At 66.2% G+C, this 15,407-nt stretch carries 15 protein-coding genes and 1 pseudogene; 9 read left to right on the top strand and 7 right to left on the bottom strand.

Translation table 11 applies throughout. The features are described 5' to 3' along the window. Window positions 1-50: 50 nt before the first annotated feature. From J0I79_RS07150 to J0I79_RS07130, 5 genes and pseudogenes are all read right to left on the bottom strand, one after another. On the bottom strand, window positions 51-1,112 hold the full coding sequence (locus J0I79_RS07150) for a FecR domain-containing protein (protein WP_366013946.1): 1,062 nt from the start codon (window positions 1,110-1,112) through the stop codon (window positions 51-53). Then, the gene (locus J0I79_RS07145) at window positions 1,099-1,605 is read right to left on the bottom strand and encodes an RNA polymerase sigma factor (protein ID WP_292856046.1); all 507 of its coding nucleotides are present in this window, start codon (window positions 1,603-1,605) and stop codon (window positions 1,099-1,101) included. The genes J0I79_RS07150 and J0I79_RS07145 overlap by 14 nt, the downstream gene beginning before the upstream one ends. Window positions 1,606-2,178: 573 nt before the next feature. Further along, window positions 2,179-2,391, bottom strand: coding sequence for a 4-oxalocrotonate tautomerase family protein (locus J0I79_RS07140; RefSeq protein ID WP_292856045.1), 213 nt, complete (start codon window positions 2,389-2,391; stop codon window positions 2,179-2,181). Between the two features lie 27 nt (window positions 2,392-2,418). Further along, window positions 2,419-3,313: pseudogene (locus J0I79_RS07135) on the bottom strand (SDR family oxidoreductase). An 11-nt stretch (window positions 3,314-3,324) separates the two neighbouring features. Beyond that, complete coding sequence (locus J0I79_RS07130; protein ID WP_292856043.1) at window positions 3,325-4,083, bottom strand: SDR family oxidoreductase; 759 nt, start codon at window positions 4,081-4,083, stop codon at window positions 3,325-3,327. Between the two features lie 103 nt (window positions 4,084-4,186). Between J0I79_RS07130 and J0I79_RS07125 the strand changes: the two genes are divergently transcribed. Further along, a complete protein-coding gene (locus tag J0I79_RS07125; protein ID WP_292856041.1) occupies window positions 4,187-5,080 on the top strand; it encodes a LysR family transcriptional regulator in 894 nt (297 codons plus the stop codon). Window positions 5,081-5,180: 100 nt separating this feature from the next. Then, on the top strand, window positions 5,181-6,839 hold the full coding sequence (locus J0I79_RS07120; RefSeq protein WP_292856039.1) for an acyl-CoA synthetase: 1,659 nt from the start codon (window positions 5,181-5,183) through the stop codon (window positions 6,837-6,839). A gap of 104 nt (window positions 6,840-6,943) precedes the next feature. On the opposite strand, the gene J0I79_RS07115 is transcribed toward J0I79_RS07120, so the two are convergent. Further along, on the bottom strand, window positions 6,944-7,222 hold the full coding sequence (locus J0I79_RS07115; RefSeq protein ID WP_292856038.1) for a hypothetical protein: 279 nt from the start codon (window positions 7,220-7,222) through the stop codon (window positions 6,944-6,946). Between the two features lie 247 nt (window positions 7,223-7,469). Here J0I79_RS07115 and J0I79_RS07110 point away from each other — a divergent pair, with 247 nt between their 5' ends. The 7 genes from J0I79_RS07110 to J0I79_RS07080 all read left to right on the top strand — a co-directional run bounded on the left by J0I79_RS07110 (window position 7,470) and on the right by J0I79_RS07080 (window position 15,095). Beyond that, the gene (locus tag J0I79_RS07110) at window positions 7,470-8,354 is read left to right on the top strand and encodes a hypothetical protein (RefSeq protein WP_292856037.1); all 885 of its coding nucleotides are present in this window, start codon (window positions 7,470-7,472) and stop codon (window positions 8,352-8,354) included. Window positions 8,355-8,731: 377 nt separating this feature from the next. After that, window positions 8,732-10,618 (top strand): molecular chaperone HtpG, encoded by a 1,887-nt coding sequence (htpG, locus tag J0I79_RS07105; RefSeq protein ID WP_292856036.1) that lies wholly within the window; start codon window positions 8,732-8,734, stop codon window positions 10,616-10,618. 70 nt (window positions 10,619-10,688) lie between these two features. Further along, a complete protein-coding gene (locus J0I79_RS07100) occupies window positions 10,689-10,859 on the top strand; it encodes a hypothetical protein (RefSeq protein ID WP_292856034.1) in 171 nt (56 codons plus the stop codon). Window positions 10,860-11,056: 197 nt separating this feature from the next. Beyond that, on the top strand, window positions 11,057-11,935 hold the full coding sequence (locus J0I79_RS07095) for an ABC transporter permease (protein WP_292856032.1): 879 nt from the start codon (window positions 11,057-11,059) through the stop codon (window positions 11,933-11,935). A gap of 31 nt (window positions 11,936-11,966) precedes the next feature. Then, entirely contained in the window at window positions 11,967-12,806 is an 840-nt protein-coding gene (locus tag J0I79_RS07090; RefSeq protein WP_292856030.1) for an ABC transporter permease, read from the top strand. Next, window positions 12,803-13,945: an ABC transporter substrate-binding protein gene (locus J0I79_RS07085; protein ID WP_292856028.1), complete on the top strand. Its 1,143-nt coding sequence runs from the start codon at window positions 12,803-12,805 to the stop codon at window positions 13,943-13,945. Before J0I79_RS07090 ends, J0I79_RS07085 begins: the two co-directional genes overlap by 4 nt. Further along, window positions 13,938-15,095 carry an ABC transporter ATP-binding protein gene (locus J0I79_RS07080; RefSeq protein WP_292856026.1) on the top strand — a complete coding sequence of 386 codons (1,158 nt, stop codon included), beginning with the start codon at window positions 13,938-13,940 and terminating at the stop codon, window positions 15,093-15,095. The genes J0I79_RS07085 and J0I79_RS07080 overlap by 8 nt, the downstream gene beginning before the upstream one ends. A gap of 33 nt (window positions 15,096-15,128) precedes the next feature. On the opposite strand, the gene J0I79_RS07075 is transcribed toward J0I79_RS07080, so the two are convergent. Further along, a complete protein-coding gene (locus J0I79_RS07075; RefSeq protein ID WP_292856024.1) occupies window positions 15,129-15,374 on the bottom strand; it encodes a hypothetical protein in 246 nt (81 codons plus the stop codon). Window positions 15,375-15,407 lie beyond the last annotated feature (33 nt).

Below are 15,407 nucleotides of genomic sequence, written 5' to 3'. Positions count from 1 at the left end.
ATTTTCTCCCCCTGTCCCGCATTTTTTTCAGATCGATGACCCGTATTTTTTCAGATCGATGAAATGACGGTCAGCCAGGGCGATATCCGCCGCACCTTGCCCTGATAGGGCTGGACGACCGCTTCGAGCGCGGCGAGCGGATCGGTGAGGTCGAAGACGCCGCTGATGCGTCCCGCGCCGAGGCCGGCATCGGCGATGACGACGCGGCCGGATTTCCAGCGCGCGATCCTGGCCACGACCGACGATACCGTTTCGCGGTCGGCGACGATAAATCCGTCGCGCCATGCCGCGATCTGGCTGGCGTCGCGCTTTCCCAGTTCGATCTCGCCGTCATCGAGCGCCAGCCAGTCGCCCTCGGCAAGACGCTGCGCCTGCGCCAGCGGCGATTCCGGCATCGCCACCTCGACCAGCCCATGCGCGACCGACACCGTCAGGGATCCGGCGTCGCGGCTGACATCGAAGGCGGTGCCGAGGGCCGTCGCGGTCAGGGTTTCGACCTCGACCCGGAAAGGCCGCGCGGCATCGGGCGCGACCTCGAAGAAGGCCATGCCGGCCAGCAGTTCCACATGCCTGAAGGCAGGCGTGAAGGTGCTTCGCATGGCGCTGTCGGGGCCGAGCGTGACGACGCTGCCGTCGGCGAGCGTGACCTTGCGCAACTCGGCCGTCGTGGTCACCTGGTCGGCCCTGAGGCGCAGAAGCAGGTCCGGCCCGTAGATCGCGCCCGCGCCGAGCGCGGCGAAGCCGGCAAGGCCCGTCAGGATGACCTTGCGCCGTGACATGCCCTCCCCGGCCGCGGCGTCGCGCCGATCCTGGAACACCTTCCCGGCCATGCCGCGGATTTCGGCGACTTCCGCCCAGGCCGCCTCATGGGCCGGGCCGCGCGCGCGCCATTGCTGGACAAGCTCGTGGGCGACCGGGCTGGCCGGCTCGTTCTGCAGCCGGATGGCAAGGTCGGCCGCTTCCTCGAAAAGCCTGTCTTCGTCGTTTTCGTCCCCGGTCATGCTGGCGCCCCTGGTGCCGGAGCCGAGATGGTCCGGTACCGACTGAAACGAACGGACGGCGCCGATTTCCTGCCACGGCGTGAATTGCGCGCGCGGTTCATGACGCTTCATCCTCGTTGAGACGTGCGCGCAGGTGCTGGTAGGCACGGCGGATCAGCGTCCAGGTCCGCGATGTCGACAGGCCGAGTTCGACGGCGACCTCGCTCATCGTCTTCTCGCCCATCCTGTGCATCTCGAAGGCGCTGCGGGTGCGCGCGGGCAGTTCCAGCAGAGCCTTCTCCACGATCGCCAGCCGCTGCCGGTCATAGACGACGGTTTCGGGCGAAGGCGCGCCGTCGGCGATGCGCTGGAACGCCTCGTCGGCCAGATGCACGTGCTCGACGACGCGCTCGCGCCGTCTCAGATCGATCGAGAGGTTGCGCGCGACGCGCCACAGATAGGCGCGCGGGTTTTCCTCCGCCCTGCCCGGGGCCGCCGCCATCATCCGCACGAACGTATCCTGGGTCAGGTCGGCCGCGGTTTCCGGCGTGTGGCCACGGCGGCGCAGGAACCGGTCGATCTCGCGCGCATGACGCACGAACAGGCCGTGCAGGTCCCACCTCACGCGGCGCGTCCGGGATCTTTGCCCGACAAGGATGGGCCGGGACAGCGCGCCGACAGGAAATGGAAAGGACGACGGACCATTGGGACTGCGAACCGTGGGCCGGCTCCATGCTGTCACCACGCAAGCCGCTGATATCCATCCCCTATGGCTTCTGAAATTCTGTCGCAATGGCAAAGGGTTAGAATGATTTTCCCGAGCGTGGCGCGCTTCGCTTTAATAGATGACTGTTTTAATCATGTTTTTCACGGTGATAGCGTCCCGACACCATGGCCGACCATCATCGCGCCGTGATGCCGCCACCGGGAATTTACCGCCAATCTGTTGCGCAAATGCCTCAGGTAGCGCGTCGCCGCCGGGCAGCCGAGACGGGTGGGCAGCCCGTGGCGCCCACCCGGCCCCCGCCGCTCTTGCATGTCGCCCAAAGGGGGCATCGGTTTTCGGGACCAGACATGCGGCAAGCATGGATACCGGCATGCAGAGTGAACGCTGGCGGCGATACCGGCCAGTCGTCATATGACGACTATGCGCGAAGAAGTGCGGCGCCTCGCTCCGGCGCCGCCGCCATTCCTCGAGCTACTCCCTGGCTCGATAGGCCTCCGGCACGATGAAAACCTCGTCGGCGCGGCCATAGCCGCCATCGGCCACCTCCTCGACAAGCACCATCGTGTAAGGCCGCACGCCTTCGCCGAAGAAGTCGACGAACATGGCCGTGGTGCGGTGGATGAGGTCTTCCTTCTGCGCTTTGGAGAGGGCCGCCTGCGGCATCTTGATGTTGGCGAATGGCATGGTCGTTTCCTTGTCTTGTGTTTGGTTTCAGGCTTTGGGGTGCAGCAGGTCGGCAAGGCCGATCCGCTCGATGAGCTGCGCCCGCACGCGGTCGGCGACACCGTTGACGATCTCGGCGCCGTCCTGCGAGGGGTCGACATGGACGCGCAGCGGGCGGCTGCCATGCGGCATCGCCACGAGGTCGACGATCGCCGCCGCGACATCAGCCGGATCGGCATCCCCCGGTTCCAGTGCCGCCAGCCCCTTCAGCACCTGCTGGTCGACGCCGGCATAGGGACCGGCCCAGTAGAGCCCGGCGCGCGCCGCGTCCGCCGGCTGGGCCGCGTGGTGGAAATGCTCCGTGCCCTTTGGTGAAGGCGCCGGGCACCACGATCGTCGTCTCGATGCCGAAGCGGGCGAGTTCCAGCGCATAGCTCTGCGCCAGCGCGTCCATGCCGGCCTTGGCCGCGAAATAGGCCGCCAGGAATGGCGGCGTGCCGCCGCGCGTGCTGCTGGAGCCGACCCAGATCATCTGGGCGCGGCCGAGGGACCGCATATGCGGCAGCGCCGCGCGGTTGACGCGCTGCGTGCCGACGACATTGACGTCGTAGAGTTGCGCCAGCTGTTCGGGCGAGAATGCCTCCGTCGGGCCGAAGCCCATATGCCCGGCATTGTGGATCAGCACGTCGAGCCGGCCCGCCTCGCCGACGATATGGGCCACCGCCGCCTCGGCCGACGCGTCGGAGGTGACGTCGAGGGCGATCGGCCTCAGCGCCAGGCCCTCGTTGCGGGCCAACGCCTCCATCTCGCTGGCGGCGACGCCGCCGCGCGCCTTGGGATCGCGCATCGAGGCATAGACGGTGTGGCCGGCCCGGGCGAGCGCCCGCGCGGTCATCGCGCCGAAGCCGCTGGAGGCGCCGGTGATCAGGATTGTCTGCTGCATGTCGGCCTCCTTCAGATCACGCCGCCATTGGCGCGGATGATTTGCCCGTTGACCCAGAAACTGTCCGGGCCGGCCAGGAACGAGACCACGCCGGCAATATCGTCGGGCTGGCCGAGCCTGCCGAGCGGGATCATTCTGGAGATCGCCTCGATCTGCGCCGCGCTCTTGCCGTCGGTGAACAGCGCCGTTTCGATCGGTCCGGGCGCCACCGCATTGACGGTGACGCGGCGCGGGCCGAGCTCCTTGGCCAGGATGTGCGTCATCGCCTCGACGGCCGCCTTGGTGGCGGCATAGACGCCGTAGCCCGGCTGGTAGAGGCCGACGACGCTGGAGGAGAAATTGACGATGCGGCCGCCCTCGCGAAGCCGGCGCGCGGCCTCCCGCATGCCGCGGAAGACGCCGCCGAGATTGATCGCCACCTGATTGTCGAAGGCGGCGTCGTCGGTCTCGGCCAGCGGCGACAGCTTCATGACGCCGGCATTGTTGACGAGGATGTCGACGCCGCCGAACGCCTTTTCGCCGGCATTAAACAGCGTGGCCATGCCTGCGGGATCGGCGATATCGGCCTGCACGGCGATCGCCTTGCCGCCCTTGGCTTCGATGGCCTGGACGAGTGCTTCGGCCTCGGCGCGGCCGCGCGCATAGTTGACGACGACGGCAATGCCGTCGCGGGCGAGCCGCTGGGCGATCGCCGCGCCGATGCCTTTTGAAGCGCCGGTCACGATCGCCGTTCTGGTTTGGGTGTCCGTATTTGTTTCATGAGATGTCATGGAAGTCTCTCCGCGTTGTTGGTGACGCTGAGATAGGCGATATAATTTCCCGGATAATCAGCCTTATCTTGACATCACTATTCGGAAACTGCGAACAAAGGCCATGGACCGTCTGGACACGATGCGGCTCTTCGTGCGCGTGCTGGAGCGGCGCAGCTTCACCGCTGCCGCCGCCGATCTCGGCCTGCCCCGCTCGACCGCGACGGAGGCGGTGCGGCGGCTGGAGGAACATCTCGGCGCGCGGCTGCTGGAGCGCACGACACGGCAGGTGAACGCCACGCAGGACGGCGAGGCCTATTACCGGCGCTGCCTGTCGATCCTGGCCGAGATAGAGGATGCCGAAGCCGCCTTCCGCGACGCCGAGCCCTTCGGCCTGCTGCGCATCGACGCCAGCACGCTGCTCACCCGCACCTTCCTGTTGCCGCGCCTGCCGCAATTCCTCGAGCGCTACCCGCGCATCGACCTGCAGATCGGCCAGAGCGACCGACTGGTCGACCTCGTGCGCGAAGGCGTCGATTGCGTCATCCGCGTCGGCGAGCCGCCGGATTCCGGCATGATCATGCGCCGCCTCGGCCTTATCCGCGAGATGACCTGCGCCAGCCCAGCCTATCTCGCGCGCCACGGCATGCCCGCCTCCCCCGATGCGCTGGACGGCCACCAGGCGATCGGCTTCGTCTCCTCGCGCACCGGCGAGGTGCTGCCTTTCGAATTCACCGTCGCCGGCAAGACCCGCGAGGTCAGGCTGCCCGGCCGGGTCGCCGCCAACAATTCAGACACCGCCGCCGATCTTGCCCGGCTCGGCCTCGGCCTCATCCAGGCGCCGCGCTACCGCTTCGAGAAGGATCTTGCCCAGGGCATGCTGGTCGAGGTGCTGGCCGATTATCCGCCCTCGCCGACGCCGCTGTCGGCGCTCTACCCGCAAAACCGGCAGCTCTCGCCACGCCTGCGCGTCTTCCTCGACTGGGCCGCGCGCATCTTCGCCGAGGCGAACCTTTAGGCTCGTCACGGTCCCCGCGTTGCCCATCGCCGCCTTCTGATGTCATTGTCCGTCCGACAGCGCGCCATGGGGAGATGGCGCACCGCCAGGGAGGATTGCCATGACCACGACAGACGCCGGCCTGCCGCGCTATGACGACGCCGCCGCGCGCTTTCGCATCGAGGACGAGATCGCCAGGCTGGAGGGCGATCCGGCGACCGGCATCAACGCCTATGTCGAATGCTGCGCCCGCCACACCGGAGAGAACCGGCTGGCGCTGCGCGCGATCTCGGCGACAGGCGACCTCAGGGAATTCACGTTCGAGGACCTCGACGCCATGTCGGGCCGCGTCGCCAACCTGCTCAAGGCGAAGGGCGTCGGCCCCGGCGATGTCGTGGCGGGCCTTTTGCCACGCATTCCCGAACTGGTGGGGCTGATCCTCGGCACATGGCGCATCGGCGCCGTCTACCAGCCGCTGTTCACCGCCTTCGGCCCCAAGGCCATCGAGCACCGGCTAGGTTACTCCGGCGCGAAGCTGGTGGTCACCAATCCGGCCAATCGCGGCAAGCTCGACGAGATCGCCAGCCATCCGCCGGTCGCCACGATCCTCGGCGCCGGCGACACGCTGGCCGGCGGCGACATCGATTTCCGTGCAGCGCTGGCCGCTGCTTCGCCCGACTGCGCGCCGGTGATGCGCAGGGGCCACGACCTGTTCATGATGATGTCGACCTCGGGCACCACGGGCCTGCCCAAGGGCGTGCCGGTGCCATTGCGCGCGCTGCTTGCCTTCGGCGCCTATATGCGCGACGCGATCGGGCTGCGCCGCGACGATATCTTCTGGAACATCGCCGATCCTGGCTGGGCCTACGGGCTCTACTACGGCATCACCGGGCCGCTGCTGCTCGGCATCGCCACGACCTTCAACGAAGGCCCCTTCACCGCCAGAAGCACCTATGATCTCATCGAGCGGCTCGGCGTCACCAGCCTTGCCGGCTCGCCCACCGCCTTCCGCCTGCTGCTGGCGGAAGGCCCTGAGGCGGCCGCTGCCGTCAAGGGCCGCCTGCGCGTGGTGAGCAGCGCCGGCGAGCCTCTCAACCCCGAAGTCATCCGCTGGTTCGACGCCCATCTCGCCGCGCCCATCCATGACCATTATGGCCAGACCGAAAACGGCATGATGGTCAACAATCACCATGGACTGGCGCACACGGTGCGCACCGGCTCGGCGGGCTTCGCCATGCCGGGCTACCGCGTCGTGGTGCTGGACGAAGCCGGCAACGAGCTCGGCCCCAACCAGCCCGGCGTGCTTGCCGTCGACATCGCCAGGTCGCCGCTGCGCTGGTTCGACGGCTATCACCAGGCCGACACGCCGGCGATCGAGGGCGGCTACTATCGCACCGGCGACACGGTCGAATACGAGCCCGACGGCTCGGTCTCCTTCATCGGCCGCGCCGACGACGTCATCACATCATCCGGTTATCGGATCGGCCCGTTCGACGTCGAAAGCGCGCTCATCGAACACCCCGCCGTCAACGAGGCCGCGGTCGTCGGCGTGCCCGACCCGCAGCGCACCGAGATCGTCAAGGCCTTCGTCATCCTGGCGCCTTCCTTCAAGGGCAGCCCGGAACTGGCCGAGGAACTGGCGCGGCACGTCCGCAAGCGGCTCTCGGCCCATTCCTATCCGCGCGAGATCGATTTCGTCAGCGAATTGCCGAAGACCCCGAGCGGCAAGATCCAGCGCTTCCTGCTGCGCAAGGCCGAGGTGGAGAAGCGGAAGGGCTAGCCGGGTCTCGGGGCCCCGACTCGATTAATTCTGGATCGCACTTCACCCGCGCGGCTCTTCCCGGATATCGAGCTCTTCGAAGAATGCGCCCGCCCTGGGAGAACTCAGTGGGCCGTGCCGTTGGCATGCAGCATCTGCCATGTCAGATCGACCCGCCCCTGGAACTGCGAGGCAAAACGCATCGCGGCGTCATCCTCCAGCCCGTCATCGACCAGCGCCTCCACGCTGCGCCGCATCAGGGCGAGTTGCATCTGCCTGGCGTGCCCAAGGTCCGCCTCGCGCATGATTGCCGTCACATGGTAGGCAATTACCGGCTGGCCGAGGCATGACGCCAGCGTGCTCGCCCCGGCCGTCGCTTGCATAACCGCGTCTTCGATCTTCATTCCGGCGCTCCTCATCGACAAGGATGATGACGCCTCCCCGCAGGCCGACGGTGGTCCGTCGCTTGTTTTTTCTGGTCTCGCCGGGCCGTCCCGCCCGGACACCAACACTATCCCTCGGATTTGATTCAAAGGCGAACGGATAGTTAATTGATGGTTAATGCACAGGCCCGCCCCCTTGCCGCGCAATCGCCGCAAAGCTGCCCGATGGCTGGCTGGCCTGTGAATCACGACAAGGAAAGGGTCTGTCATGCGGCTGGTCTGGACGCTTCTGTTCGCGCTGGCGAGCGGCACGGCTTTGGCGGCGTCGCCCGAGGACGACTATATCGCGGCGCGCGACAAGGCGATCGCCTCGATCGCGGCGATGGAAAGCGCCAACAATCCCGTGGAAACGCTGGATGCGGCCAATGAAAAGGCCCGCGCCGACTTGGAAAAGCGCCTTTCCGATCTTCTCGGTCCCTTCACGGTCAAGGGTTTCCCCGCCGCCGGCACGATCAACATCGAAAGCCTGAGTTCGTCCGATGTCGGCTTCGGCATGCTGGACGGATTGCGCCATGGCACGGATGACGGCCCCAGCATCGTGGCCTCGACGCGCGGACTGGTCGACCGCTGGCTGAAGTCGCGCGCGGCCGAGACGGACGCCGACCTCAAACTGCCGACCAGTTTCGACGCGGCGCTGAAACTCGACGCCTTCTACACCCAGGCCATCGGCAGCGACGCCGCCTTCACCGCCACGCTCGATTTTCCGCTGAAGAAGCCCGAAGGCGCCGACATGGCGATCGCGCGCCTGGGCGGCTGGGCGCAGGATATCGGGCCGAACTACGACCAGGAGGTTGTCGTCACGGTGGTCAAGGGCAACAGCGTCCTAATCGCCGAGGCGCCGGCGAGCCCCGCCATCCCGAAGATCGCCGCCTGCGACGCTGTGTGGACCGCCGCCGACACCGCCGCCCAGAAGCTCACCAAGCAGGCCACCGACGAGAGCGACGAAGGCGGCTCCGATGCCGCCAACGCCGCCTGGGCCAAGGGCGACAACGACTTCCGCGCCTGCATGGGCAAGAAACTGCCGGGCAGTTCGGAATACTCCGCCTTGCTCACCCAGGCGCAGACGCTCGCCGACCAGATGGCGGGGAAGTAGGGTAATCCAGCCAGGGTTCCTCGCCCCCACGGAAGTGGGGGAGAGGTGGCTCGGCGAAGCCGAGACGGAGCGGGGGACGCCCTGCGGGATGCCATAGCCGACTGAGAATCAAGCGCGGCAGTGCGTAGCTTCCGTAGGAAGTTTCCAACCGTCGGCGCTACCCCCTCTCCGACCGCTTCGCGGCCACCTCTCCCCCGCTTCGCGGGGGCGAGGAACCCATGTCTTGAGAGGTCGCCCCCTTGTCGCCTTCGCATCGCATCACGATATTGCCGGTCGCGCGGCCCCTCACCCGGCCGCATCGCAACTGAAAACTGTTGAACCTCGGACCCGGATCGCGCCTAGCGCGGCGGGCGGATGAACAGCGTGGGAAGAGCTTGATGACGACTGATACGAAAGCGACGGAAACCAGGGCGTTCGAGGCGGATGTTTCGCGCCTGCTGCACATGATGGTGCATTCGGTCTATTCCGATAAGGACGTCTTCCTGCGCGAGCTGATTTCCAACGCCGCCGATGCCTGCGAGAAATTGCGCTTCGAAGCCGTCAGCCGCCCCGAACTGCTGGGCGACGATCCCAAGCCCCGCATCACCATTGCGGCCGATGCCGACAACAGGCGGATCACCGTCGAGGACAACGGCATCGGCATGAGCCGCGACGACATGGCCGAGGCGCTGGGCACCATCGCCCGCTCCGGCACCCGCGCCTTCATCGAGCGCGTCGGCTCGGGCAGCGAGGACACGCAGCTCATCGGCCAGTTCGGCGTCGGCTTCTATTCCGCCTTCATGGTGGCCGACCATGTCGACGTCATCAGCCGGCTCGCCGGAAGCGACGAGGCCTGGCGCTGGTCGTCCGACGGCAAGGGCTCCTACGAGATCGCCCCTACCCCGCTCGAAGCCGCCCCCGCACGCGGCACCCGCGTCGTGCTGCACCTGATGGAGGACGCCGCCTCCTACACCACGCCATACCGGCTCGAAGGCCTGGCCAAGTCGCAGTCGGGCCATGTTCCGGTGCCGATCACGCTGGTCGAGAAGCCAGGCGCCGAGGCGCGCGACATCGCCGACGGCACCGCGCTCTGGGTGCGGCCGAAAAGCGAGATCAAGCCCGAGGAATACACCGACTTCTACCGTGGCCTGTCGGGCCAGTATGACGAGCCGGCCGCCACCATCCATTTCCGTGCCGAGGGGCGGCAGGAATATTCCGTGCTGGCCTTCGTGCCGGGATCGCGCCCGTTCGACCTGTTCGACCAGGACCGCAAGGGCCGCATGAAGCTCTATGTGCGCCGCGTCTTCATCACCGACGACGCCGAGCTTCTGCCGCGCTATCTGCGCTTCGTGCGCGGCCTGGTCGATTCCGCCGACCTGCCGCTCAACGTCTCGCGCGAAATGATCCAGGAAAGCCCGCTGCTGGCCTCGATCCGCAAGGGCCTGACCAACCGCGTGCTCGGCGACCTCGCCAAGCTGGCCGAGAACGACGCCGAGACCTATGCGAAGATCTGGGACAATTTCGGCGTCGTCCTCAAGGAAGGGCTCTACGAGGATTACGAGCGGCGCGAGCAATTGCTGAAGCTCGCCCGCTTCCGCTCGACCGCGTCCGGCGACGGCTGGCGCGGCCTCACCGACTATGTCGCCGCGATGAAGGAAGGCCAGAAGGCGATCTTCTTCATGGCAGGCGACGACCGCGCCCGGCTCGAAGCCTCGCCGCAGCTCGAAGGCTTCAGGGCGCGCGGCATCGAGGTGCTGCTGCTCACCGATCCGGTCGACAGCTTCTGGGTGACGATGGCGCCTGATTTCGACGGCAAGCCGTTCAAGTCGGTGACGCAGGGCGTGGCCGAGCTTTCCGAAATCCCGCTGCTCGACGCCGAGAAGAAGACCGAGACGGCGGCGGCGCCCGAGGTCGACGGCTTCCTCGCCTTCGTCAAGGCCGCCCTTGGCGACGCCGTCTCCGACGTGAAGGCCTCCGACCGGCTGACCGAAAGCGCGGTCTGCCTTGTCGCGCCCGAGCACGGACCGGACCGGCAGTTCGAGCGGCTGATGAACGCCGCCGGCCGCCTCGACCAGGCGGCCAAACCGATCCTCGAAATCAACCCGCGCCATGAACGCGTGCTCGCCCTGGCCAGGCTCGGCGACGACGAGCAGGCCTTCAAGGACGACGCGGCCCACCTGCTCTACGACGAGGCCCGCGTGCTCGACGGCGACAAGCCGGCGGACGCCAGGGCCTTCTCGGAGCGCCTCGCGCGGCTGATCGCGCGCGGCCTGCCGAAAGGCTGAGCCGCGCACCGCACGTCGAGCGGGAACATTAACATTTGTTAGTCGTTGAGCTTCCCAAGGGGGAAGTTCGATGGAACACGACGGCAGGAACGAAACACTCGACGACGTCGTCAAGCGATTGGTCGACGAGACCGGCATCAGCGAGGCGGACGCCCTCGAACTGATCTATCTGCTTGGCCTGAACTGGTGTTCGCTCGTGCGTGAGGCGCGGCTGCTGAAGGGACAGGCAAGGGGTAGCTGAGAAGCGATTTGCCGGCGACCTTGCCGGGCAGCAATGAAATGTCGTGCGCGATCGCGACGGCGTTTGAGCTTCGAGGCAGTCGCTGTGGCGCCGATTTCCGCTGGCTTAATCGCCCGCTGTAGACATTGGGCCTCCAATCACCCAATCTTGGCCCCGGGAACAAAACAGGCGCTTCAAAGAAGGCGCACCGGGTGGTCATGAAACGACGATGGACATTGTATGATCCACGGCTGGCCTGGATGCTGGTCGCGCCGGTGCTGCTGCTCCTGATCTTCTTCCTGGTGCTGCCGATCGCCGTGATGGCCGCCTATACCTTCTTCACCTTCGTCACCGCCGGTGTCGAAACCAGCGCGCTGACGACGGCGAACTGGCATGAGTTCTTCACCGACAGCTATTATTCCGGCTTCCTCTTGAAGACGCTCAGGGTCGGCGCGATCACCGCGCTGCTGTGCGGCGTGCTCGGCTATTTCCCCGCCTATTTCATCTGGGCGACGACCTTCAGGCACAAATGGCTGCTGCTTCTGCTGCTCATCGTGCCGTTCTGGATCAGCTTCACCATCCGCACCTTTTCCTGGATCAACATCCTGGGCGAACAGGGCGTCATCAACGTCGCGCTCATCAAGCTCGGCATCATCAACGATCCCTTGCCGATGCTCTACAATGAAGGCGCGGTCATCCTCGGCATGCTGCACTTCCTGATGCCCTACATGATCCTCAACGTCTATGTCAGCCTCGAGGGCATCGACCGTACGCTGATCTCGGCGGCGCGCTCCATGGGCTGCACCAGCGCGCAGGCGTTCCGCGAAGTGACGCTGCCTCTGTCCCTGCCCGGCCTCGCGGCGGGCCTGCTGCTGTGCTTCGTGCTGGCCGCCGGCAGTTATGTCACGCCGCAATTGCTCGGCTCCGGCCGCGACGCGCTGTTCGGCAATCTGATCTACGACACCATCATGGGCGAGCTGAACTGGCCGATGGGCGCGACCCTGTCCATCGTGCTGTTCGTCGTGCTCGGCTTCTTCGCCGCCGTCTACACCCGCTACATGGGCATGTCGCAGATCGTGAAGGGGCTTGGCGGATGACCGGATCAAGGTGGACGATGGGATCGGGCGCATGAAGACAAGACGCAGGGAAGAAGGCAGATGGGCCTGGCGGCTGACCGGTTTCATCACCGTCTGCGTCTACATCTTCATGTTCGCGCCGATCGTGGCGACGGTCATCCTGTCGTTCAACGCCTCCATGTTCGGCGGCTTCCCGATGACGGGCTTCTCGCTGCAATGGTACTACAAGCTGATGGCCAATGATGCCGTGCTTGCCGCCTTCCGCACCTCGCTGTGGATCGCGCTGGTCACAGCCATGGTCACCACGGCGGTTGGCGTGGTGACGGCGTTCGCGCTGGTGCGCTTCGACTTCCCCGGCAAACAGGCGCTGAGCACGCTGGTGATCCTGCCCGCGCTGGTGCCGGAAACCATCCTCGGCGTCGGGCTTCTGGTGCTGATCAAGTCCATCGACCAGCCGCGCACCATGCTGCTGCTGGTTCTCGGCCATATCCTGCTCGCCGTGCCCTATGTCGTGCTGATCACGCAGGCGCGCATGGCCGGCATCAGGCGCGTCTATGAGGAGGCGGCCCTTTCGCTCGGCGCCTCGCGCTTCTCCTCCTTCCGCGAGATCACGCTGCCGCTGCTCGTCCCGGCGGTGGTCGGCGGCGCCCTGCTCGCCTTCACCATCTCCTTCGACAACACCTCGGCCAGCCTGTTCTGGCGGCCGGCGGGCGTCGAGACCATGCCCACCCAGATCCTGTCCATGCTCAAGATTTCGATCAGCCCGGAGATCAACGCGCTCGGCACCGTGATGATACTGGTGACCGTCGGCATCCCGCTCGTCGGCGGCCTGATCCTGCAAAGCCTGACCCGATTGAAAAGACGCGGCCAACCAACGGAGGAAGCACGATGAAACTGACAACGACCAAGCGGCTGGAAAGGCTGCACGACCGATATGCCAATGGCGATCTCAGTCGCCGCACGTTCCTGACGCTGACCGCTGCCGCCGCAGCCGCAGCCGGCCTCGACATGCCCTGGATGCGCCAGGCGATGGCCGCGGTGGAGCAGGTCCGCTTCGACGGCTGGGGCGGCACGGTGCAGGACGCGATCGACAAATACGCCTTCCAGCCCTACACGGCCAAGACCAAGATCAAGGTTGTCCAGGGCACGTTCGGCGACGAGGACGAGATCATCACCAAGATCAAGACCGCCAAGCCCGGCGACTACCAGGTCATCCACTCGTCCGGCGTCAACTACTACATCAAATACGTCAATGGCGGCCTGACCTCGGAGATCAACGAGGCCAACATTCCCAACATGGTGAATGTGCTGCAGCCGATGATCGAGCCGTTCCGCAAGCTGACGCCGAAGCTGTCGGCCGTGCCCTACGACTACGGCACGACGGGCATCGCCTACAACACCAAGGTGATCTCGCCGGAAGAGGCCAAGGAAAAGGGCGCAGCCCTCCTGCTCGACAAGAAATATGCCGGCAAGGTCGGCGGCTATGACGACATGACCACGCGCGTCTGGTACGCGGCGCTGGCCACCGGCCAGGACCCCAACAACATCAAGGACATGGACACGATCTGGGCCAAGGTGCGCGAGACCCGCGACCTCGCCAAGAAGTTCTGGAGTTCCGGCGCCGAACTGATGGATCTGCTCTCCAAGGGCGAGATCGTCGTGACCGACGCCTGGTCGGGCCGCGTCGCCGCCCTGCAGGACCAGGGCCAGCCGATCGGCTATCTCGATCCGGCCGGCTCCTATGCCTGGATGGAGGACATGCTGATCCTGAAGGGCTCGCCGATGGCCGAGTGCGAGGAGCTGATCAACTTCATGCTCGACCCCGCGACCTCGATCGCCGTCGCCGAGGGCCAGAGCTATCCGCCCTCGCTCGATCCGACCAAGGTCAAGCTGACCGAGAAGATCGAGAAGCTGCCGGCCTTCGACAAGACCGGCACCATGAAGTCGCTGACCTTCGCCGATCCGGTCTACTGGGCGACCAACGAGGACGCCTGGACCAAGCAGTGGAACAGGATCTCGAAAGGTGCCTGACAGCCAGGACACGATATCCAGCCCCCGGCCGGCCTCGGCCGGGGCGACCATAGCGGGCGCGGCCGCCGGGACGGACAGCCCGGCTGTCGAGTTCCGCGACATCGACATCGCCTATGGCAAGTTCGTCGCCGTGCGCGATTTCTCGCTGTCGATCCGCAAGGGCAGCTTCGTCACCCTGCTCGGGCCCTCCGGCTGCGGCAAGACGACGATCCTGCGCTCCATAGCGGGCCTGGTCGATATTTCCGGCGGCCAGATCATGATCGACGGGCGCCGCGTCGACGACGTGCCGATCTACAAGCGCAACATCGGCCTGGTCTTCCAGAGCTACGCGCTGTTTCCGCACAAGAACGTATTCGACAATGTCGCCTTCGGCCTGAAATACCGCAACGTGCCCAAGCCCGAGATCGTGCGCAGGGTCGGCAAGGCGCTGGAGATGGTGCGGTTGCCGGGCACCGAAAAGAAGCTGCCCTCGCAGCTGTCGGGCGGCCAGCAACAGCGCATCGCGCTGGCGCGGGCCATCGTCTTCGAGCCGCAGGTGCTGTTGCTCGACGAGCCGCTGTCGGCGCTCGACGCCAATATGCGCGAGGAGATGCGCGTCGAGATCAAGAAGATCCAGAAGGAGACCGGCATCACCGCCATCTTCGTCACTCACGACCAGGAAGAAGCGCTTTCGATGTCCGACCGCATCGTGGTGATGAACGCCGGACGGGTGGAGCAGATCGGTACCCCGCAGGAGGTTTACGAGACACCGGCCACCGCCTTCGTCGCCGACTTCCTCGGCAAGGCCAACATGCTGGCCGGCACGGTGAGCAGGTCCAGCGGGCCGACGGCGGTGACGCTGGCCGCCGGCCAGACGGTCAATGTCGTTGCGCCAAAGCCGCTGGCGCAAGGCGGCAAGGTCACGGTCGTGGTGCGGCCGCAGAAACTGTCGGTCGGCGCGGCGGGCGCCAACAGACTGTCGGGCCGCGTCGTCTCGGCGTCCTATCTCGGCGGCAGCGCCATTTACGAGATCGACATAGGCGGCGGCATGACCATCCGCGCCAACACGCCGATCAGCGGCCGCGTCTTCCGCGAAGGCGAGGCTATCGAGGTCGGCTTCGATCCCGAAGGCTGCGTGCTGCTGGATGAAGGCGGGCAGCGTATATCGTGAAGGGAGTGCGCTGACCGGCTTTCCGCCCGCAGCTCAGGCCAGCAGGAGCTTCAACCGGTAGAGCCGCATGCGCGCAAGGCGGCGCGCCGAATCCTGAAAACCTTCCAGCCCGGCCTCGACCGCGAAGGCCAGCGTCATCAGCTCGATCAGGAATTCCTCGACCGCGTCGAAGCCGAGCCGCGAGGCGCTCTTGACGCCCTCCAGCAAGGCGCGCGCCTGCGCGGCGGCATCCGGCCCGCCCTCCGCGATCAACGCCTCCAGCCTGTCGACGCTATCCAATTTCCGAATCTCCCACCGTTGCCGAGGGATAGG

The sequence above is a fragment of the Mesorhizobium sp. genome (assembly GCF_017306585.1).
GTDB lineage: Bacteria > Pseudomonadota > Alphaproteobacteria > Rhizobiales > Rhizobiaceae > Mesorhizobium.
The sequence above is the reverse complement of the archived record's forward strand: the minus strand, read 5'-3'. Positions and strand labels throughout refer to the sequence as shown.